Raw genomic sequence first — 18,519 nt, forward strand, 5'->3', positions numbered from 1 at the left:
GGCGCGGCGCTGTATGCAGGTTGGCTTGGGCTGTTCGCGCGGACTGTGCTGCGGGAGGTCTTCACAACGATAAGCAAACGTCCCACCGATTCGATGAACGCCAAAGCGTAACCGACGTTTGGTGTTCGCGCCGAAGGCTGGATGCATGAGCTCGGCATCCGAGGGAAAACCCTGAATCCCCCCTGTGCGCCATCTACCCACCCCTGACTCCGCTGTTGCCGCCCACTCGGCCGGGTTAGGCGGACTGGATGTAGCTGCGCATGGCTTCTGCATCTGCTTCGATCCGGTCGATGCGGTATTTGACGAGGTCGCCGATCGATACCATGCCGACGACCTGATCCCCTTCTACCACCGGCAAATGTCGGATCCGGCGCCGCGTCATCAGCGAAAGTGCGCCGATCACCGCTTCTTCAGGACCAACGGTAATGGCGGGCGCCGTCATGATGTCGGCGACGGTCCGCACCAAGGCATCGTTACCGTGCTCGGCGACGGCGTAGATCACGTCACGTTCCGAAAAGACGCCGACGACACGCATGCCCTCCAGGACCGGCACAGCGCCAATCCGACTTTCGGCAAGCAGCGCGACCGCTGCGCGAACGCTCTGGTCCGCCGTAACCGATATGACCTCGCGGCCCTTGCCGCCCAAAATGGCTCCGATCGTCATTCCACTCTCCCGCTTCGCTCGTTGGTGAGTCTCCAGCCGCTTGAGAGTTTCACGTTTGCACGGCAATGGGAAGCATGGCGAAACGTTCAGGACTCGATGATCCCGCCTATGCCGCGTTCGCTTGGGCGCGGTATCGCCGGATATTGGGCTGGATGGGCGTAGTCGCGATCGTGTTTATCGCGGGCGCGATCCTGATCCTTGAACACGTGTACGGGCCACTCGGTTGGGTCGCTACACTGGCGGTGATCGGCGGGGCGGGCGGATCGATCATGCTCGCCGCGGCGCTGATGGGGCTCGTCTTCCTCAGTTCGGGAAGCGGCCATGACGAGTCGATTGACGATTTGGATTGATTACGAAGAAAGGAAGCCGAGCGGGTGACCGCCCGGATTCTTCCGGGCGGTCAACGGCCTTCAGGCAACCGGGTCGGTTTCGCGCACGATTGGCGGACGACCACGACGGCGGCGCGGCTTTTCGACACCGTCGACGTCAGACTCGTTCGGAACAACCGCCGAAACGTTAAGCGACGGCGGCAGCAAATCGGCCGAAAAGCTGTTGTCGTCGGGCTCATCCTTGCGTTCCGCTGAAGCAGCTGCGGGCACGACGGCGGCATCACGACGCGGACGGCCACGCCCGCGACGTGGCGGCTCGACCGCCTCGGTCGGCGCTGCTTCGATCTGATGAGCCTCGGGCTGCTCAGAAACCACCGCCTGCTCGCTTACGGGCGGGAGATCGAGCGTCGGCTCCTCTGCCTGGACGTAGCGATCCTCGGTGCCGCGTGGCTGGTCGCGCTGACGATCGGAACCACCTTCGTTTTGACCGGATCCGTTCTGTCCGCGACGTGGACGATCGTTCTGTTCTTCGCTGCCGCGTGAATCCACGTTGCCATTCTGCAACTCGGCGTTCGCGCGGTTGCCGTTGCGCTGATATCCACGATCGCCGTCGCCGCGCGTATCCTGCCGCGGTTCGTTACGATTGCCGTCCTGACGGCCATTGTCCTGGCGATATCCATCCTGGCGACCACCGTCCTGACGCGACGCATCCTGACGGTTGGTGTCGGAGCGATTGTTGTCCTGACGGTTGCCTTCGGAACGGTTGCCGTCCTGACGTACGTCCTGACGTCCGTCCTGACGATAGCCGTTCTGGCCGCCGCGTGCTTGCTCGGCAGGGAGAATACGTTCGCCCTCGTCCTCGAACTCGGTATCGTCCTCGTCGAGGGTCGCGCCCTGGATGCGGCGCTGGACCGGGCCACCATTCTCTTCGATGCGCGCACGAGTTTCGGCCAGCACACGGAAGTAATGGTCGGCAAACTGCAGATAATATTCGACGTTGACGCGGTCACCCTGCATCTGGGCGTCGCGCGCCAGCGTCTTATATTTCTCGAGCAACTGCGCCGCATTGCCGCGCGCGCGATTGTCGATGCGATTCCCGGTGTCGAGACGTCCCGGATTGCCACCTTGCGAGCGCTGCTGCTGCCCGCCACGGCCGCGACGGCGACCGGCCTGACGATTGTTGATCAAGTTCTTGTTGTCCTGTCCTTGGAAACCAACCGGGTCGTGCTCCAGAAATATGGATGCAAATGCCCTTCGCGCACCGACCGCCGAACGTCGGCGAAGCGCGCTTGCCAGCGTCGCCGGACCGGGCGACTGCATGACGAAGGGAGCGGGCAACAGCCCATTTTCAACACATTACGATGAAAATGCGTGCCCCTAGGGCCTGCAATAGCGGTTTGCCGCGCATTCTCCAAGCGGAATATTGGAAAAGTCCGGCGATCCGTCACGATGTCAGTGTCGCGATCAAAGCGCGCGGGTGGCCGCCGAGATCGTGGCGGACGGCGACGTGAAACCACTCTGCCGCAAGGAGCGCTGTTACCGCCTCGCTCTGGGTTGCGCCGATCTCAAGGATAGCGGCACCGCCGGGGGCAAGCAGCGCGCGCAATTGCGGCACGAGCCTGCGATAGTCCGTCAGCCCGTCGGCCCCGGCAAACAACGCGCCGCCGGGTTCATGCTCGACCACTTCGCGCGGGAGACGCTCGGTCGTGCCGATATAGGGCGGGTTGGCGAGGATCAGGTCGTACGGTCCGACCAGCCCTCCCGCCCAATTGCCCAAGGCAAAGCTGGCACGATCCGCTAGACCGAGGAGCGCCGCGTTGCGCCGGGCAAAGTCGAGCGCTTCGGCGGATTGATCCACGCCGACTCCGGTTGCGCCGGGCCATTCCGCAAGCGCCGCAAGCAGCAAGGTTCCTGGACCGGTGCCAAGATCGAGGATCCGCTCGGGAGCGACATTGGAGAAATGCGCCACCGCCGCTTCGATCAGCGTTTCGCTGTCCGCGCGCGGGACGAGCACGCCAGGGCCAACCGCGAGTTCGATCGTCCAGAAGGCGCGACATCCGGTGATATACGCGATCGGTTCATGATCGAGCCGCCGGGCGAGCAGCCTGGCAAAGGTTTCGGGAACAGCGGCGTCCAGATGATGGAGCAACAGGCGTTCGCGTGGGATAGCGAGCGCATGCGCCATCAGCACCTCGGCATCGAGCCGCGGGGTTTCGCTGAACACGGCGAGCCGTTGGGCTGCAGACGCCAACGCCGCGCGTACACCGTCAGCCATCCAGCGACGCCAGCCGCTCCGCTTCATCCTGCGAAATCAAAGCGCCGAGCAACTCTTCCATTTCCCCCTGCAAGATCTCCGGCAAACGATGCAGCGTCAGGTTGATCCGGTGATCGGTGACGCGTCCCTGCGGGAAATTATAGGTGCGAATCCGCTCCGACCGGTCGCCCGACCCGACCATTGATTTGCGCGCGCCGGCGCGTTCGGTGTGGAGCCGCTCGCGCTCGGCCTCATAGAGGCGCGTTCGCAGGACCTTCATGGCCTTGGCGCGGTTCTTGTGTTGCGACTTCTCGTCCTGCTGGATCACGACGAGGCCGGTCGGGATGTGGACGATTCTTACTGCTGAATCGGTCGTGTTTACCGACTGTCCGCCCGGCCCCGACGACCGATAGACGTCGATCCGCAGATCTTTATCGTCGATTTTGACGTCGACTTCTTCCGCCTCGGGCAGCACTGCCACCGTCGCTGCGGAGGTGTGGATCCGCCCCTGTGCTTCGGTCGCGGGAACGCGTTGGACGCGGTGGACACCGCTTTCGAACTTCAATTTGGCGAACACGCCCTTGCCCTCGACCGAGGCGATCGCTTCCTTGAACCCGCCGCTTTCGGAACTGGAGGCGGAGATCAGCTCGACTTTCCACCCCTGCCCTTCGGCATAGCGCTGGTACATGCGGAACAGGTCGGCGGCGAAGAGCGCAGCCTCGTCGCCACCGGTCCCGGCGCGAATCTCAAGCATCGCGGCGCGTTCGTCCGCGGCATCGCGCGGTAGCAGCGACAGCGAGAGCGCGCGTTCTGCGTCCGGGAGCGTACTGCGGATCGCCTCGATCTCTTCGCGCGCCATCGTCTTGATCTCGGGGTCGTCGTCCGCTTCCATGCCCGCGAGCACGCCAAGCTCGGCGCGCAACCGCCGCACTTCGCCCGCCGCGCGCGCGACGGGTTCGAGCTCGGCATATTCCTTCGACACCGCCACGAAACGATCGGACGGGAGATCGCCGGTCGCCATCAACGCGGACAGCTCATCGCGTCGCGCCTCGATCTGCGCGATCCGTTCGGGGGAGATCGAGGTCATGCTAGCTCGTTGTGAATCGGATCGAGGATGGTTCTGAAACTCTCAAGGTTGAATGAGCCTCTATACCCGCGTTCAGCGAGGCTGACTTTACCCTCTCTCCGCGAGAGTACGACGGTCCATGCCGGATCCATCTTTACCGCCTTGTCGTAGCGCTTCTTGGAACTGCCACTCATCACTGTTGCCGCGGAATAGCCAGCGCGGCGCAATCCGGTGGTCATCTTGAGAGCAGCAAGCTCAAACTCGTCAGTTTCTGCAACAACGACAACATCCGGACCTTCGACCGCAGGCTCCTCGAGCAGCATCGCCAGCCGCTCGATCCCCGCAGCCCACCCAACGCCCGGCGTCTCCGGGCCACCGAGCGAACCGATCAACCCGTCATAGCGGCCGCCAGCAAGCACGGTGCCCTGCGCGCCCAGCCGGTCGGTGACGAACTCGAACGCGGTGTGGCGATAGTAATCGAGCCCGCGCACCAGCCGCGCGTTGCGCGTCCACGCAACGCCAGCTGCGTCGAGCCCTGCCGTGACGGCATCGAAAAACGCGCGCGCCTCCACCGTCAGATACGCATCGATATCGGGAGCTGCATCGGCAACGGGTCGGTCTCTCGGGTCCTTGGAATCCAAGATACGCAAAGGGTTGCGTTCCAGACGCGCGACGCTGTCCTCCGACAGCGAATCCTTGTGTGCGGTAAAATGCGCGATCAATGCCGCGCGCCATGCGTCGCGGGTTTCGGCATCCCCAAGAGTGTTGAGCTGCAACGTCACGCCATCCGCGATCCCGAGATCGTGGAGCAACTGGTCCGCGAGCACGAGCAATTCGACGTCTGCGGCAGGCTCGGCCGCGCCGATCACTTCGGCGTCGATCTGATGGAACTGGCGGAAGCGCCCCTTTTGCGGGCGTTCGTAGCGGAACACCGGGCCATGCGTCGCGAGCTTGAGCGGCGCATATTGCTGCCAGCCCTCTGTCAGATAGGCACGCGCCAGCCCGGCGGTAAATTCGGGCCGCAGCGTCAGGGAATCGCCGCCGCGATCTTCGAACGTGTACATTTCCTTCGAGACGACATCGGTCGTCTCGCCGAGCGAACGCGCGAACACCGCGGTGCTTTCGAACACGGGAATGTCGACGCGCTGGAAGCAGTACAGCTTGCGGACGCGATCAAACGCCTCGACCACGCGGGTGAAGCGACGCTGCTCGTCGCCAAAGATGTCCTGCGTGCCGCGAATGCGCTTGGGGGTTTCGATACGTGCCATAACCCGCGATTCTCTAGGCGAGCCCCGCCCTTTGCGCCAGATGCTTGTCGCTTCGTCGGCGCTCCATACCCCACTTCATGACAAGTGCGCCATGAAGGTGCCGGTTGGCAGGGACGGGATTGCGGCCTCGCGCAAGCTCTGCGACACCCCCGCGCATGGCCCTCGACATCGGCAACACGGTTGCTCCCCCCCGCTTCATTCTGTTCACGCTGCTGTTCGTGGCCGGTGTGTTCGTCGCGATTCCGCCGCTCGGCTGGGGCCGCGGCACGATGGTAGCGTTCGATGTCGCCGGCACCGTGTTCCTGATCACGATCGCGACATTGCTACGGCGGGGTGAGGCCGGGCAGATGCGGCGCCAGGCCTCCGCGAACGATGCCAATCGGGCCGGGCTGCTGGTGCTGACCGGACTCACGATGCTCGTGATTTTGACGGCGGTGTTCAAGGAAACGCAGGGCAAAACCAATCTGGTCGGCACGCTGCTGATCATCGGCACGCTGGTGATCGCCTGGCTGTTCTCGAACACCGTCTACGCGATGCATTACGCGCATCTGTTCTATTCAGATTGCGACGAGGACGGGAAAGACCGCGGCGGGATCGATTTCCCCAAGTGCGACGAACCCGATTATTGGGACTTCCTCTATTTCAGCTTCACGCTGGGCATGACCTTCCAGACCTCCGACGTCGAAATTTCCTCTCGGCGCGTGCGCCGGACCGTATTGGGCCATTCGCTCGCGGCCTTTCTCTTCAATATCGGCGTACTCGCCTTCACCATCAACGTGCTGGGCAGCAGTAGCGGTGGTGGTTGACGGGCTGGACGCAAGCCGCTTTGCCCGATTAAGTCACTGTAACAGCATTCCCTGCCCCCCATTGAAAGTCGCTCTATGATCCGTCGCATCGCGATTACCGCCGTGTTGCTGTCCACCACATCCCCGGTGCTTGCCGAAAACTCGAAGCCGCAGCCCGTGCCGTTCGTCGACACCATCCCCGCCGCGCAGGACACCCCCTTCCCCGGCACGATGACGCTCGCGATCGACGCGACCGATACGACGCGCGGCATCTTCAAGACGCGCGAGACGCTGACCGGAGTCCGCGCGGGCGCGATGACGCTGCTGTTCCCGAAATGGTTGCCCGGCAATCACTCGCCGACCGGACAGCTCGACAAGCTCGCGGGGCTGCACATCCGCGGCGGGGGCAAGGAGCTCGCGTGGACGCGCGATCCGGTCGACGTCTATGCCTTCCATATCGACGTTCCCGCGGGCGTGACCCAGCTCGATATCGACCTGCAGTTCTTGTCCGCGACGCAAGCAGACCAGGGGTCGGTCGTGATGACGCCCGACATGCTGCGGCTCCAGTGGAATTCGATGAGCCTTTACCCGGCGGGCTATTTCACCCGGCAAATCCCAGTCAAGGCGACGGTCACCTATCCCGCGGGCTTTACCGCCTCGTCGGGCTTGCCGTCCAAGGCAACCGGCGCTACCTACACCTACGAACCGACCAATTACGAAGTGCTGGTCGATTCTCCGGTTCTCGCAGGGCGCTATTACAAGCAGTGGGCGCTGAGCCCGCGCGTCAACCTCGACGTTTACGCCGACTCCGCCGCCGAACTCGCAACAACGCCCGAGCAGATCGCAGCGCACAAGCGGCTCGTCGAGCAAGCGGTAAAGCTGTACGGATCACAGCATTACGACACCTACGAATTCCTGTTGTCGATTTCGGACCTGATGGGCGGAATCGGGCTCGAGCATCACCGCTCGTCCGAAGACGGCGTGAAGCTCGGCTACTTCACCAAATGGAACGACGGGCCCGGGCCGCGCAACCTGCTCCCGCACGAGTATAATCACAGCTGGGACGGCAAATTCCGTCGCGGCGCGGACCTGTGGACCCCCGATTTCCGCACGCCGATGCGCGGTAGCCTGTTGTGGGTGTACGAAGGGCAGACCCAGTTCTGGGGCTATGTGTTGCAGGCGCGGTCCGGCATCGTCTCGAAACAGGACACGCTGGACATGTACGCGATGATCCTCGCCAGCCTCGACAACCGTCCGGCGCGTGAATGGCGCGACATGGTGGACACGACCAACGATCCGGTGATCTCGCAGCGTCGTCCCAAGGGCTGGCTGAGCTATCAGCGGTCGGAGGATTATTACAATGAAGGCCTTCTGGTGTGGATGGAGGTCGATTCGATCCTCCGCAAGCAATCCGGCGGAAAGAAGTCGATCGACGACTTCGGCCGCGCCTTCTTCGGGCTGAAGGACGGCGACTACGGCCAAGTGACCTATACGTTCGACGATGTCGTCAAGACGCTCCAGGCGATCCAGCCGTATGACTGGGCAGGCCTGCTGACGAAGAGACTGACCGAAACCGGCGCGCGGGCGCCGATCACCGGCTTCGAAGCGAACGGCTACAAGCTCGTCTACACCGCCGAACCGACGCTTTCGTTCAAGAACGCCGAGGCGACACGCAAGACCACCGACCTGACCTATTCGATCGGGACCACACTCAATAAAGAGGGTGGCGTGACGGGCGTCGGTTGGGACAGCCCCGCGTTCAAGGCCGGGATCACGGTGGGTGACAGCATCGTCGCGGTCAACGGGACAGCCTATTCGGACACAGCCCTAAAGGCCGCAATTACCGCGGCAAAAACGACGAAGACGCCCATCACGCTGTTGATCAAGGCGAACGACTCGATCAAGTCTGTCAACATCGATTATCACGATGGACTGCGCTATCCGCGGCTCGAGAAGAGCGGGACCGGAGAGGGTGGTCTGGATCGTCTGCTGATGCCCCGCTAAGGGGCAGACAGTACGCTTACCAAGACATTAACCCATATCAACAAGACAGGACCTCCCATGCGCATCGATATGATCCCGGTCGGGAAGAGCCCACCCGACGACCTCAACGTCATCATCGAGGTTCCGACCGGTGGCGAGCCGGTGAAGTATGAGTTCGACAAGGCGTCGGGCGCGCTGTTCGTGGACCGCATTCTCCACACGCCGATGCGCTACCCGGCGAACTACGGCTTCGTGCCGCACACGCTGTCGCCCGACGGCGATCCGCTCGACGCGCTGGTCGTCGCGCGCTCGCCGTTCATTCCGGGCTGCGTCGTTCGCGCGCGCCCGATCGCGGTGCTCAACCTGGAAGACGAAGCCGGCGGCGACGAGAAGCTCGTCTGCGTGCCGGTCGATTCGACGTTCCCATATTATTCGAACGTCAACGAGCGCGGCGACATGCCCGAGATCGTGTTCGAGCAGATCGAGCACTTCTTCACCCACTATAAGGACCTGGAAAAGAAGAAGTGGGTCCGCGTCGGCAAGTGGGGCGACCGCGACGAAGCGCGCAAGGTCGTGATCGAGGCGATCGAACGCTACGAAGCCGCAAAGAAGGCAGGCGATCCGGCTCCAGGCATGGACGTCGACGCCTGAGGCCAGCGGCCCGTCATCCCGCAAGCGGGGTGACGGGCTGGACGTCTCCTGGCCCCGCGATAAGCCGCCGGGTTCTAGGCCTTGAGGGTCCGGCGCATCGATTTGCGCAGCCGACCCGGAAGCCAGCGCGCGGCGAACGCCATGCGATCCGCGGTCTTGCCGACGAAGGTATGGACGCGGTCGCCATGGACCGCATCCCATGCCGCTTGCGCGACCACATCCACCCCGGTCAGTTCGAGCCCCGCGCCCGTCACGACCTCGCGGATCGACCGGTTGCTGCCGCCAGCGGGCGCATGGAGAAGCGGCGTGTCGATGAAGCTCGGGACGATGTCGCGCACCTTGACGCCCGCCCCATACCATTCCCCGTCGAGCGCCTCGGTCAGCGCTCGGACCCCGAACTTGGTCGCGGAATAGACCGGCAGCCCCGATGACCCGTAGATGGCCGATGCGGACGCGGTGTTGAGCAGGCACGCGCCCGGGGTCCGCGCCAGATAGGCGAAACCGATCTTCGCCCCGTTGAGCACGCCAACGAGGTTGATCGCGACGACGCGGTCGAGATCCTCGAAGCTCATGTCGACGATCGGTCCCCCGGTGCCGATCCCGGCGTTGTTGAACAGCACATCGAGCCGGCCCCCGGTGGTCGCGGTGAAGGCGTCGAGGCTGATGCGCCAGGCATCGCGGTCGCGGACGTCCATGACGTAGGTCTCGGCGGTGCCGGCGGGCAGCAGCGCGGCCGTCTCCGCGAGCCCCTGTCGGTTGACGTCCGCCAACCCGACTCGCCAGCCACGCGCGGCGAACAGTTTTGCGGTTGCCTGGCCGATCCCCGATCCACCGCCGGTGATAAAGATCGCCTGTTGCATCGTATCCCTCCCATTTGCCGGGCTTTTCCCGGCTTCCACCGGCAAGCGCGGACTGTTGCAAGCGGTTTGCGGCACCGTGGCCCTTCGGACAAGCCCGGGGTGGTCACGTCGGGTTTGACGCCCGCCGACCCGTCCCGCACAAGCAGGCCAATGGCGCAATCCTCCCCTTCCGGCCCGGCCGTCGCGTTCGATGCCGTGACCAAACGCTACCCCGGCGGCACCGTTGCGGTGGACGGCGTTTCGATCGAGATCGCGGGCGGGAGCTTCGTTGCGCTGGTTGGGAGTTCGGGATCGGGCAAATCGACGCTGCTCAAGATGATCAACCGGCTGATCGAACCAAGCGAAGGTTGCACACGCATCGCGGGCGCGGACGTTGCCGCCGAGCACGCCCCGATGCTGCGCCGCAAGATCGGCTATGTATTTCAGAACATTGGGCTATTCCCCCATATGACGGTGTCTGAGAACATCGCGATCGGGCTGCGGCTGGCGGGAATCCCGCACGATGCGGCGCGCGTCGACGAATTGCTCGACCTGGTCGATCTGCCGCGGGATTTCGCGACGCGATTGCCCGAGGCGCTGTCGGGCGGGCAGCGCCAGCGGGTCGGGGTGGCGCGGGCGCTCGCCACTGCGCCGGGGCTGATGCTGATGGACGAACCGTTCGGGGCGCTCGATCCCGTCACGCGCGACCAGTTGGGGCATGCGATCCGCGCGCTGCACGACCGGCTCGGGCTCACCACGATCATGGTGACGCACGACATGGCGGAGGCGCTGATCCTCGCCGACCGTGTGCTGGTGATGGACGCCGGGCGGATCGTCGCAGATGAAACCCCGCGCGCCCTTCTGGGCGGAAAAGGCGGGCCGGTTGCGCAGGCATTGGTCGCAATCCCGCGCGATCAGGCGGCGCGGATGCGCGCGCTTGCTGCAGAATCGACCGGAAAAAGCGCATGACCGGGCCGTTTTTCGACGCGATGACGCGCGTGCCCGACCTGCTCGCGGCACATTTGCTGCTGTCTGCAGCCGCTTTGGTGCTCGGACTCGCGATCAGCCTGCCGCTCGCGATCTGGTCGGGGCGCTCGCCGCGCGTCGCGCGCGTCACGCTGGGGGTGGCGAGTCTCGTCCAGACGATCCCGAGTCTCGCGCTGCTCGCGCTGTTCTATCCGCTGCTGCTGTTCGTGTCGGGGCTGGTCGGCGGGGGGATTCCCGCGCTCGGCTTCCTCCCGTCGCTGCTCGCGCTGTCGTTGTATGCGGTGCTGCCGATCCTGCGCAACGGCGTGACCGGGCTTGCCGGGATCGACCCGGCAGTGATCGAGGCGGCGGACGGCGTTGGGATGACGCCGTGGCAGAAACTCCGGCTGGTCGAGGCGCCGCTCGTCGCGCCGGTGCTGATGGCGGGGATCCGCACCGCCGCGGTGTGGACGATCGGTGCGGCGACGCTGTCCACCACGGTCGGCCAGCCGAGCCTTGGCGACATGATCTTCGCGGGGCTCCAGACGCAGAATTGGGCGCTGGTGCTGGCGGGGTGTTTCAGCGCGGCGGCGCTGGCGTTGGCGGTCGATGCGCTGCTCGGCATGATCGAACACGCGATCGCGCGGCGGCGGCGCGGGCTTGCGCTCGGCGCGGGCGGGGTGCTGATCGCGAGCGTGCTGCTTGCACTTGCACCGTTGTGGCCGACGCACGGCACGGTCGTGACGATCGGCGCAAAGAACTTTTCGGAGCAATATATTCTCGCACGGTTGATCGGCGACCGGCTCGAGCAGGCGGGGTATCGAGTGCGCTATCGCGACGGGCTCGGCTCCGCAGTGATCTATGGCGCGGTGAGCTCGGGCGCGATCGATATCTATGTCGATTATGCCGGGACGATCTGGGCGAACGAGATGAAACGCCGCGACGTGCCGCCGCGCGCGGCAATGGTCGCGGCAATCGGGGCGTGGAGCGCGAAGACCTCCGGGGTGAAATTGCTCGGCTCGCTCGGGTTCGAGAACGCTTATGCCTTTGCGATGAAGGGCGATGCAGCGCGCAAGCTGGGCGTTGCGTCGCTCGACGATCTGGTGCGCGCTGGGCCGCAGCTGAAGTTCGGGTCGGACCTGGAGTTCCTCGAGCGTCCCGAATGGGCCGCGATCCAGCGCGCCTATCCGATCCGCTTCGCGAGTGCGCGCGCGTACAATCCGACCTTCATGTACCGCGCGCTCGACAGTGGGCAGGCGGACGTGATCTCGGCCTTTTCCTCCGATGGGCGGATCGCGGCGCAGCAATTGACGGTTCTCGGCGATCCGCGCGGGGCAATCCCCGGCTATGACGCGATCGTGCTGGTCGGGAAGGCGCATGCGCGCGATGCGAAATTCCTCGCGGCGGTGCAGCCGCTGATCGGGCGGGTGTCGGTGGAGGCGATGCGCGCCGCGAATTACCGCGTGGACCGGGATGACGCGAAGGAAACGCCGGAGGCGGCGGCGCGGTGGCTCGGGCGGAAGATCGGGGTGATTCGCTGATCGGTGGATGAGGGGGTGGCGCGGGTCGGGTGGAGGATGCCACGGCGGGCCAACCCACCCCCGGCCCCTCCCTTTCAGGGAGGGGAGGAAGGTTAGTCGCGGTCCCGGGGCCCCGCACCACGCAGCAACGCGCCTCCCCTCCCTGGAAGGAAGGGGTTGGGGGTGGGTCGCTCACCCGGAGCGCGGACGTGGAGCGTCTCGTGACATGCGGAGGGCGCCGCCTCGGGCCTACCCACCCCCGCTCCCTCCCTTCCAGGGAGGGGAGGAAAAACGGGCTGCTCCCCGCCCCGCAAGGAAGGACGTCAGTCGCGCGCCACGATGTTCGCAGCAGAAGCCTAAGCTTCCCTCAGCCGCGCACCGCGGTCACGAAATAATCGAGGCTGGTGTCGTCGCTCAGCACGAAGCCCTTCGCCACCGAGAACGCCAGACCGCGCACGTCGACCACGCGCAGCCCCGCCGCCTCCACCAGCGGCGTCAGCTCGTCCGGCGTCAGGAACTTGTTCCAGTCGTGCGTCCCGCGCGGGATCGTTCCGCTGCCCTCGGCAAAGGTGATCAACGCCAGCCGCGACAAGGCGGTGCGGTTGGGAGTCGACAGCACCAGCACCCCGCCCGGCGCAAGCGCGCGCGCCAACCCGGCGACGAAGCCCGCGGTATCGGTAACGTGCTCGATCACTTCGAGGCTCGTCACCAGATCGTAGGTCGCGTCCGCCAGATCCTCGACGCTCCCCGTGCGATAGTCGATCGATAGCCCGGACACGCCAGCATGAACTTGCGCCGCCGCAATATTCTCCGCCGCCGCATCCAGCCCGGTCACGTCCGCGCCAAGCCGCGCAAGCGGTTCGCACAGCAGCCCCGCGCCGCACCCGACATCGAGCGCGCGCTTGCCCGCGAGCGGGGTGAAGCTCGCTTCATCGCCATGCCAATGCGCGTCGATCTGCGTGCGCAGATACCCCAGCCGCACCGGATTCAATCGGTGGAGCATCGCGGAAGACCCCTTGGGATCCCACCACTCGGCCGCCATCGCGCCGAAGTGTTTGGCCTCGGCCGGGTCGATAGTGGTTACAGACGTTACGGTTGCGCTATCCATATCCGCTTCCTATCAGGACGGCCCCAATACCCCAAGCCCCACCCCAAGGACTTCGTGACCCGCACCATGGCACGTATCGTGATGAAATTCGGCGGCACCTCGATGGCCGGGATCGATCGGATCCGCTCGGTCGCCGCGCGAGTCAAACGCGAAGTCGCGGCGGGCAACCAGGTTGCGGTCGTCGTTTCGGCGATGGCAGGCGAGACCGACCGGCTGGTCGGCTTCTGCCGCGAGGCATCGGCCTTGTACGACCCCAAGGAATATGACGTCGTCGTCTCGGCGGGCGAGCAGATCACCTCCGGCCTGCTTGCAATCGCTTTGCAGGCGGCGGGTGTGCCCGCGCGGAGCTGGCTCGGCTGGCAGCTCGCGATCGCGACGTCGGATGCGCATGCCTCGGCACGGATCGAGAATATCGACATGGCCGCGCTCGAGGCGAGCCTCGCCGCGGGCGAGGTCGCGGTGATCCCGGGGTTCCAGGGCGTCGACGCCGAGGGTCGTGTCACCACGCTCGGGCGCGGTGGCTCCGACACGTCGGCGGTCGCGATGGCGGCGGCGATGAAGGCGGACCGTTGCGACATCTATACCGATGTCGACGGCGTCTACACCACCGACCCGCGGATCGTGCCGCGCGCGCGGAAACTCAAGAAGGTCACCTACGAGGAGATGCTGGAACTCGCCAGCGTCGGCGCAAAGGTGTTGCAGACTCGCTCGGTCGGTCTGGCGATGAAGGAAGGCGTGCGCGTCCAGGTGCTGTCGTCCTTCACGGGCGAGGACGCGCCGATGGCGGATACATTACCCGGCACGATGATCGTGGGCGAAGAGGAGATCGACGATATGGAAAGCCAGCTCATCACCGGCATCGCGCACGACAAGAACGAAGCCAAGATCACGCTGATCGCGGTGCCCGACAAGCCCGGCGCGGTGGCGGCGATCTTCGCGCCGCTCGCGGCGGCCAACATCAACGTCGACATGATTATCCAGAATATCGCGCATGCCGCACGTTCGACCGACGTGACCTTTACGGTCCCCGCGGCAGACCTCGCGCGCTCAATCGAGGTGCTCAACCAGGCGCGCGGCGAGATCGGCTTTGCCGAGCTGGTGCACGACACGCGCGTCGCGAAGATCTCGGTCGTCGGCGTGGGGATGCGCAGCCATGCGGGCGTCGCCTCGACGATGTTCTCGACGCTCGGCGAGCGCGGGATCAACATCCAGGCGATCTCGACCAGCGAGATCAAGGTCTCGGTGCTGATCGAGGAGGATTATACCGAGCTCGCGGTGCGTGTGCTGCATACGGCTTACGGGCTGGATGCGGTGGACGCCGCCTGAGTCAGTCGGAGTCGGGGTCGAGCGCCTTGGTTGCGAGGCGCGACAGCAACGTGACCGGATCGCGCCCGCCGCCGTAACCGTATAGCCGCGCTTCGTGCTTGGCGCATTTGCGCTGCCCGGCGAAGAGTCCGCACGGTGTGGGGGGTGTGAGGGCGCCCATGCCGGTTCCCTGGTCGCTGCGACTGGGTTCGCCCGAGCGATCGACCGGCAGCGGCAGGCGGAAGCGGTCGCGCCGTCCGCCGCACACCACGATATCGTCGGTTTGCGCCGCGGCCCCGCAGCGGGCGCGCGTCGTGGGGGCGGCGGAGCGCGCGAGATCGAAGTCGGTCGCCATCGTGGCCTGCGCAAGCATCATCAGCATCAGCAGCGCCATTCCATCGTCTCCCTGCAGCCATCGTGTCGGTGCAAGACGGCGAAAAGACGGCGGAATGTGCTCGTGCCGAGGCCGGAACCACGGTCGTGGCGGGTAATGCGCTACCGCTTGGCGGCAAACGGACGCGCGGCGATGCCAGACCAGTCCTGGTCCGCCATTCCGTCTTCGACTGCGTCGTGCATCCGGGTACGGATCGCATCGAGCACGGGGAGCGTGACGTTCGCCGCGTCCGCCAGTTCGGTCGCAAGGCGCAGATCCTTGAGCCCAAGCTTCATCCGGAAGCCCGGCGTAAAATCCTCGGACACGATCTTCGGGCCGTAATTCTGGTACGCCTTCGATCCGAACAGCGTCCCCGTCATGAGATCGAGGAACGCGGCCTTGTCGACATTATTGTCGCCGACCAGCGCGAACGCCTCGCCCATCGCCTCGATCGCCATGGTGATCATCATGTTGCCCGCGATCTTGGCGGCGTTCGCGCTGCTCGCGTCTGGGCCGAGCGGCCAGACCTTGCTCGACAGCGTCTCGAGCAGCGGCTGGACGCGCGCGACCGCTTCGGGGTCGCCCGCGACGACGACGTTGAGCTGCGCGGCGGCGGCGGCATCGGGCCGGCCAAACACGGGGGCGGCGACGTAGCCGATCCCGCGCCGTGCGTGGTCCGCGGCGAGTTCCTTGGCAAAGGCGACCGAGATCGTCGCGGTGACGACGTGGACGAGATCGTGCTGCACGCTGTCGAGCGCGCCCGAATCGAGCAGCACCGCCTTGATCGCGGCATCGTCCGACAGCATCGTGAACACCGCTTCGCAGCGCAGCACGTCATTCAGAGTGCCGATCGTGACGCCCGGGGCATCCTCCGGCTTCACCGGCGAGCGGTTCCACGCGACGACGCGGTGCCCCGCCTTGGCGAGATTGGCCGCCATCGGGCCACCCATCAGTCCGAGTCCGACGAAACCGATATCCATGGTGTTGCTCCAAGCGGGCGAGAGGAAGGGGAGAGAATCGGGGGCCAAGCGCCTCGGCAAGGCGGAGAGTTCCCCGCGACGGGGCGGGGGTCAGTCCCCGATCAGATGAACCGCGAGCAATCGGCGATGGGGTGTGCGGCGATGTTCGAACAGATAAATGCCCTGCCAGGTGCCGAGCACGGGCTCGCCGTTTGCGACCGGGATCGACAGCGTGGTCGCGGTCAGCGCGGCGCGGAGGTGCGCGGGCATGTCGTCCGATCCTTCGTCGTCATGCTCGTACCCAGCATCCTCCGGCGCGATCCGCGCGAAATAGCGTTCCACGTCGCGCCGCGCGGCGGGGGCGGCGTTCTCCTGGATCAGCAGCGAGGCGGACGTATGCCGCACGAACACGGTCAGCAGCCCGGTCGTGATTCCGGTCGCCGCGACCCAGCGGTTTACCGCGCGGGTACAGTCGTGCAGGCCCTGGGCGGGCGTATCGAAGGTGAGTTCACCAATTTCCTGTCGCATGCCGGGGCACTTGCCCGAAACCCCCGCTCAAGGCTAGGCCAGTCCCCATGAACCAGACATCCTCGATCGGCGCAGAGCGCCTTCAGCGCCGCATGGCGCGTGGCGCGGCGTTCCTCGGCAGCGAGGTCGCGATCGTGTGCGGCGCGATGTCGTGGGTGTCCGAGCGCAACCTCGTCGCCGCGATCTCGAACGCGGGCGGATTCGGGCTGATCGCATGCGGCGCGATGACCCCGGAACTGCTCGACCGCGAGATTGCCGCGACCAAATTGCTGACCGACAAGCCGTTCGGGGTGAACCTGATCACCATGCACCCCGCGCTGACCGACCTGATCGAGATCTGTTCGCGCCACCAGGTCGGGCATGTCGTGCTGGCGGGTGGATTGCCGCCGACGGGGTCGATCGACAAGATCAAGGGGCCGGCGTCCGGGGCGGGCGCGAAACTCATCTGCTTCGCGCCTGCGCTGAGCCTTGCCAAGAAGCTGATCCGCAGCGGCGTCGACGCGCTCGTCGTCGAGGGGATGGAAGCGGGCGGGCATATCGGCCCGGTGTCGACCAGCGTGCTCGCGCAGGAAATCCTCCCCGAAGTCGCGGACAAGGTGCCGGTGTTCGTCGCGGGCGGGATCGGGCGCGGCGAGGCGATCGCTGCCTATCTCGACATGGGCGCGGCGGGCGTCCAGCTCGGCACGCGCTTCGTCTGCGCGACCGAGAGCATCGCGCACGCCAATTTCAAGAAGGCGTTCCTGCGCGCTTCAGCGCGCGACGCGGTGGCGAGCGTCCAGCTCGACTCGCGCCTCCCCGTGATCCCGGTGCGCGCGCTCAAGAATGCGGGTGCCGAGCTGTTCACCGCCAAGCAGCGCGAAGTCGCCTTGTCGCTCGACGAGGGCAAGGTCGCGATGCTCGAGGCGCAGTTGCAGATCGAGCATTACTGGGCGGGCGCCTTGCGCCGCGCGGTGATCGACGGCGACGTCGAGCATGGCAGCGTGATGGCGGGCCAGTCGGTCGGGATGGTGACGAAGGAAGAACCCGTCGCCGAGATCCTTGCGAGCCTGATGGACGAAGCGGCAGCGGCACTGGCGCAGCGCGCGGCATAAGCGCGCGCCGCCGCCGCCGCGTCACCCAGGCGACGCGGCGGCGCCAGCGAGCAGGCCGCCATCGATGTGGAGTTCGGTCCCGGTGACATAGGTCGCTTCGTCCGATGCCAGCATCAGGACGACCGCGGCGACCTCGTCCGGCGTGCCGAACCGCTGCAATGGCGTTTCTGCCACCAGCGCTTGCATCCGGGCCTCCCGATCGGGACCGGTTCCGAGCATCGGCTCCCACATCGGGGTCAGGATCGCAGCCGGATGCACCGAGTTGCACCGGATCCGCCACCCCTGCTGCGCACAATAGAGCGCGACCGTCTTGCTGTGGTTGCGGATGGCGGCCTTGGATGCGGCATAGGCTGCCGCACCGGGGATGCCGACCATCCCCGAGCGGGACGAGATGTTGATGATCGAGCCGGTCCCTGCCCGTTTCATCGCCCCGATCGCATAGCGACAGCCGAGGAAGGTCCCGTCGAGATTGACTCGGTGGACCGCTCGCCAGTCCGCCAGGCTGGCATGTTCGGGATCGTGCGGCACCATGCCCGCCTCGAACCCGGTCACGCCCGCGTTGTTGACGACCACGTCGGCGACCGGGACGATGTCGGCGAGGTGCAGCCAGTCCGCTTCCTCGCAAACGTCGAGCCGTTCGAACCGGCAGCCGATCTCGGCGGCGGCGGCGGCCCCCGTTACCGCGTCCTTGTCGGTGACGATGACGATGGCGCCTTCCTCATGAAAGCGATGTGCGATTGCCCGGCCGATGCCGCGCGCGGCGCCGGTGACGACGCAGGTCTTGTTGTTCAGTCGGTGCATGACATGCTCGAAATAGGAGTCCAGGGCGC

At 65.7% G+C, this 18,519-nt stretch carries 19 protein-coding genes and 1 pseudogene (1 of these 20 running past the window's edge); 9 read left to right on the plus strand and 11 right to left on the minus strand.

Going from position 1 to position 18,519, the window contains the following annotated elements:
• A pseudogene (locus ABIC16_RS00850) lies at window positions 1–111 on the plus strand (lipopolysaccharide biosynthesis protein) (it extends 1,393 nt beyond the left edge of the window).
• A 124-nt stretch (window positions 112–235) separates the two neighbouring features.
• Here the strand turns inward: ABIC16_RS00850 and ABIC16_RS00855 are convergent.
• Complete coding sequence (locus ABIC16_RS00855; protein ID WP_277971321.1) at window positions 236–664, minus strand: CBS domain-containing protein; 429 nt, start codon at window positions 662–664, stop codon at window positions 236–238.
• Between the two features lie 74 nt (window positions 665–738).
• On the opposite strand from ABIC16_RS00855, the gene ABIC16_RS00860 reads away from it, so the two are divergent.
• The gene (locus tag ABIC16_RS00860; protein ID WP_277971320.1) at window positions 739–1,014 is read left to right on the plus strand and encodes a hypothetical protein; all 276 of its coding nucleotides are present in this window, start codon (window positions 739–741) and stop codon (window positions 1,012–1,014) included.
• 60 nt (window positions 1,015–1,074) lie between these two features.
• Here ABIC16_RS00860 and ABIC16_RS00865 read toward each other — a convergent pair whose 3' ends face one another.
• From ABIC16_RS00865 to hisS, 4 genes are all read right to left on the minus strand, one after another.
• The gene (locus ABIC16_RS00865; protein WP_354289702.1) at window positions 1,075–2,181 is read right to left on the minus strand and encodes a DUF4167 domain-containing protein; all 1,107 of its coding nucleotides are present in this window, start codon (window positions 2,179–2,181) and stop codon (window positions 1,075–1,077) included.
• Between the two features lie 256 nt (window positions 2,182–2,437).
• Window positions 2,438–3,268 (minus strand): peptide chain release factor N(5)-glutamine methyltransferase, encoded by an 831-nt coding sequence (gene prmC, locus ABIC16_RS00870; RefSeq protein ID WP_354289703.1) that lies wholly within the window; start codon window positions 3,266–3,268, stop codon window positions 2,438–2,440.
• On the minus strand, window positions 3,261–4,334 hold the full coding sequence (gene prfA / locus ABIC16_RS00875) for a peptide chain release factor 1 (RefSeq protein WP_277971317.1): 1,074 nt from the start codon (window positions 4,332–4,334) through the stop codon (window positions 3,261–3,263). Before prfA ends, prmC begins: the two co-directional genes overlap by 8 nt.
• Window positions 4,331–5,581, minus strand: coding sequence for a histidine--tRNA ligase (hisS, locus tag ABIC16_RS00880; RefSeq protein ID WP_354289704.1), 1,251 nt, complete (start codon window positions 5,579–5,581; stop codon window positions 4,331–4,333). The genes prfA and hisS overlap by 4 nt, the downstream gene beginning before the upstream one ends.
• Before the next feature lie 155 nt (window positions 5,582–5,736).
• On the opposite strand from hisS, the gene ABIC16_RS00885 reads away from it, so the two are divergent.
• From ABIC16_RS00885 to ppa, 3 genes are all read left to right on the plus strand, one after another.
• Window positions 5,737–6,387, plus strand: a complete 651-nt coding sequence (locus ABIC16_RS00885; RefSeq protein WP_354289705.1) for a DUF1345 domain-containing protein — start codon at window positions 5,737–5,739, stop codon at window positions 6,385–6,387.
• A gap of 75 nt (window positions 6,388–6,462) precedes the next feature.
• Complete coding sequence (locus tag ABIC16_RS00890) at window positions 6,463–8,370, plus strand: M61 family metallopeptidase (protein ID WP_354289706.1); 1,908 nt, start codon at window positions 6,463–6,465, stop codon at window positions 8,368–8,370.
• Window positions 8,371–8,427: 57 nt separating this feature from the next.
• Window positions 8,428–9,000 carry an inorganic diphosphatase gene (ppa, locus tag ABIC16_RS00895; protein ID WP_277971313.1) on the plus strand — a complete coding sequence of 191 codons (573 nt, stop codon included), beginning with the start codon at window positions 8,428–8,430 and terminating at the stop codon, window positions 8,998–9,000.
• A gap of 74 nt (window positions 9,001–9,074) precedes the next feature.
• On the opposite strand, the gene ABIC16_RS00900 is transcribed toward ppa, so the two are convergent.
• Window positions 9,075–9,860, minus strand: coding sequence for an SDR family oxidoreductase (locus ABIC16_RS00900; RefSeq protein ID WP_354289707.1), 786 nt, complete (start codon window positions 9,858–9,860; stop codon window positions 9,075–9,077).
• A 150-nt stretch (window positions 9,861–10,010) separates the two neighbouring features.
• On the opposite strand from ABIC16_RS00900, the gene ABIC16_RS00905 reads away from it, so the two are divergent.
• Together ABIC16_RS00905 and ABIC16_RS00910 are read left to right on the plus strand one after the other, a co-directional pair.
• Complete coding sequence (locus tag ABIC16_RS00905; protein WP_354289708.1) at window positions 10,011–10,808, plus strand: ATP-binding cassette domain-containing protein; 798 nt, start codon at window positions 10,011–10,013, stop codon at window positions 10,806–10,808.
• Window positions 10,805–12,346 (plus strand): ABC transporter permease/substrate-binding protein, encoded by a 1,542-nt coding sequence (locus tag ABIC16_RS00910; protein WP_354289709.1) that lies wholly within the window; start codon window positions 10,805–10,807, stop codon window positions 12,344–12,346. Before ABIC16_RS00905 ends, ABIC16_RS00910 begins: the two co-directional genes overlap by 4 nt.
• A 346-nt stretch (window positions 12,347–12,692) precedes the next feature.
• Here the strand turns inward: ABIC16_RS00910 and ubiG are convergent, their stop codons facing one another.
• Window positions 12,693–13,433 carry a bifunctional 2-polyprenyl-6-hydroxyphenol methylase/3-demethylubiquinol 3-O-methyltransferase UbiG gene (ubiG, locus tag ABIC16_RS00915; RefSeq protein ID WP_354289710.1) on the minus strand — a complete coding sequence of 247 codons (741 nt, stop codon included), beginning with the start codon at window positions 13,431–13,433 and terminating at the stop codon, window positions 12,693–12,695.
• Window positions 13,434–13,499: 66 nt separating this feature from the next.
• Between ubiG and ABIC16_RS00920 the strand changes: the two genes are divergently transcribed.
• Window positions 13,500–14,759, plus strand: coding sequence for an aspartate kinase (locus ABIC16_RS00920; protein WP_354292228.1), 1,260 nt, complete (start codon window positions 13,500–13,502; stop codon window positions 14,757–14,759).
• A gap of 1 nt (window position 14,760) precedes the next feature.
• Here the strand turns inward: ABIC16_RS00920 and ABIC16_RS00925 are convergent, their stop codons facing one another.
• The 3 genes from ABIC16_RS00925 to ABIC16_RS00935 all read right to left on the minus strand — a co-directional run bounded on the left by ABIC16_RS00925 (window position 14,761) and on the right by ABIC16_RS00935 (window position 16,598).
• Window positions 14,761–15,132 (minus strand): hypothetical protein, encoded by a 372-nt coding sequence (locus tag ABIC16_RS00925; RefSeq protein WP_354289711.1) that lies wholly within the window; start codon window positions 15,130–15,132, stop codon window positions 14,761–14,763.
• A 101-nt stretch (window positions 15,133–15,233) separates the two neighbouring features.
• Window positions 15,234–16,091 (minus strand): NAD(P)-dependent oxidoreductase, encoded by an 858-nt coding sequence (locus ABIC16_RS00930; RefSeq protein WP_354289712.1) that lies wholly within the window; start codon window positions 16,089–16,091, stop codon window positions 15,234–15,236.
• A gap of 90 nt (window positions 16,092–16,181) precedes the next feature.
• Window positions 16,182–16,598, minus strand: a complete 417-nt coding sequence (locus tag ABIC16_RS00935; protein ID WP_277971306.1) for a secondary thiamine-phosphate synthase enzyme YjbQ — start codon at window positions 16,596–16,598, stop codon at window positions 16,182–16,184.
• A gap of 47 nt (window positions 16,599–16,645) precedes the next feature.
• On the opposite strand from ABIC16_RS00935, the gene ABIC16_RS00940 reads away from it, so the two are divergent.
• Window positions 16,646–17,689 (plus strand): NAD(P)H-dependent flavin oxidoreductase, encoded by a 1,044-nt coding sequence (locus ABIC16_RS00940; protein ID WP_277971305.1) that lies wholly within the window; start codon window positions 16,646–16,648, stop codon window positions 17,687–17,689.
• Between the two features lie 21 nt (window positions 17,690–17,710).
• On the opposite strand, the gene ABIC16_RS00945 is transcribed toward ABIC16_RS00940, so the two are convergent.
• Window positions 17,711–18,490 carry an SDR family oxidoreductase gene (locus tag ABIC16_RS00945; protein ID WP_354289713.1) on the minus strand — a complete coding sequence of 260 codons (780 nt, stop codon included), beginning with the start codon at window positions 18,488–18,490 and terminating at the stop codon, window positions 17,711–17,713.
• Between the last annotated feature and the right edge of the window lie 29 nt (window positions 18,491–18,519).

The organism is Sphingomonas sp. PvP055 (genome assembly GCF_040546365.1).
In the GTDB taxonomy this organism is placed as follows: domain Bacteria; phylum Pseudomonadota; class Alphaproteobacteria; order Sphingomonadales; family Sphingomonadaceae; genus Sphingomonas; species Sphingomonas echinoides_A.

Coding starts and splice junctions, on each gene's coding strand:
- ABIC16_RS00925 (WP_354289711.1), bottom strand. CDS start 15,132: ATGGCGCTGCTGATGCTGATGATGCTTGCGCAGGCCACGATGGCGACC.
- ABIC16_RS00890 (WP_354289706.1), top strand. CDS start 6,463: ATGATCCGTCGCATCGCGATTACCGCCGTGTTGCTGTCCACCACATCC.
- ABIC16_RS00900 (WP_354289707.1), bottom strand. CDS start 9,860: ATGCAACAGGCGATCTTTATCACCGGCGGTGGATCGGGGATCGGCCAG.
- ABIC16_RS00910 (WP_354289709.1), top strand. CDS start 10,805: ATGACCGGGCCGTTTTTCGACGCGATGACGCGCGTGCCCGACCTGCTC.
- hisS (WP_354289704.1), bottom strand. CDS start 5,581: ATGGCACGTATCGAAACCCCCAAGCGCATTCGCGGCACGCAGGACATC.
- prmC (WP_354289703.1), bottom strand. CDS start 3,268: ATGGCTGACGGTGTACGCGCGGCGTTGGCGTCTGCAGCCCAACGGCTC.
- ABIC16_RS00905 (WP_354289708.1), top strand. CDS start 10,011: ATGGCGCAATCCTCCCCTTCCGGCCCGGCCGTCGCGTTCGATGCCGTG.
- ABIC16_RS00860 (WP_277971320.1), top strand. CDS start 739: ATGGCGAAACGTTCAGGACTCGATGATCCCGCCTATGCCGCGTTCGCT.
- ABIC16_RS00930 (WP_354289712.1), bottom strand. CDS start 16,091: ATGGATATCGGTTTCGTCGGACTCGGACTGATGGGTGGCCCGATGGCG.
- ABIC16_RS00935 (WP_277971306.1), bottom strand. CDS start 16,598: ATGCGACAGGAAATTGGTGAACTCACCTTCGATACGCCCGCCCAGGGC.
- prfA (WP_277971317.1), bottom strand. CDS start 4,334: ATGACCTCGATCTCCCCCGAACGGATCGCGCAGATCGAGGCGCGACGC.
- ppa (WP_277971313.1), top strand. CDS start 8,428: ATGCGCATCGATATGATCCCGGTCGGGAAGAGCCCACCCGACGACCTC.
- ubiG (WP_354289710.1), bottom strand. CDS start 13,433: ATGGATAGCGCAACCGTAACGTCTGTAACCACTATCGACCCGGCCGAG.
- ABIC16_RS00885 (WP_354289705.1), top strand. CDS start 5,737: ATGGCCCTCGACATCGGCAACACGGTTGCTCCCCCCCGCTTCATTCTG.
- ABIC16_RS00855 (WP_277971321.1), bottom strand. CDS start 664: ATGACGATCGGAGCCATTTTGGGCGGCAAGGGCCGCGAGGTCATATCG.
- ABIC16_RS00945 (WP_354289713.1), bottom strand. CDS start 18,490: ATGCACCGACTGAACAACAAGACCTGCGTCGTCACCGGCGCCGCGCGC.
- ABIC16_RS00920 (WP_354292228.1), top strand. CDS start 13,500: ATGGCACGTATCGTGATGAAATTCGGCGGCACCTCGATGGCCGGGATC.
- ABIC16_RS00940 (WP_277971305.1), top strand. CDS start 16,646: ATGAACCAGACATCCTCGATCGGCGCAGAGCGCCTTCAGCGCCGCATG.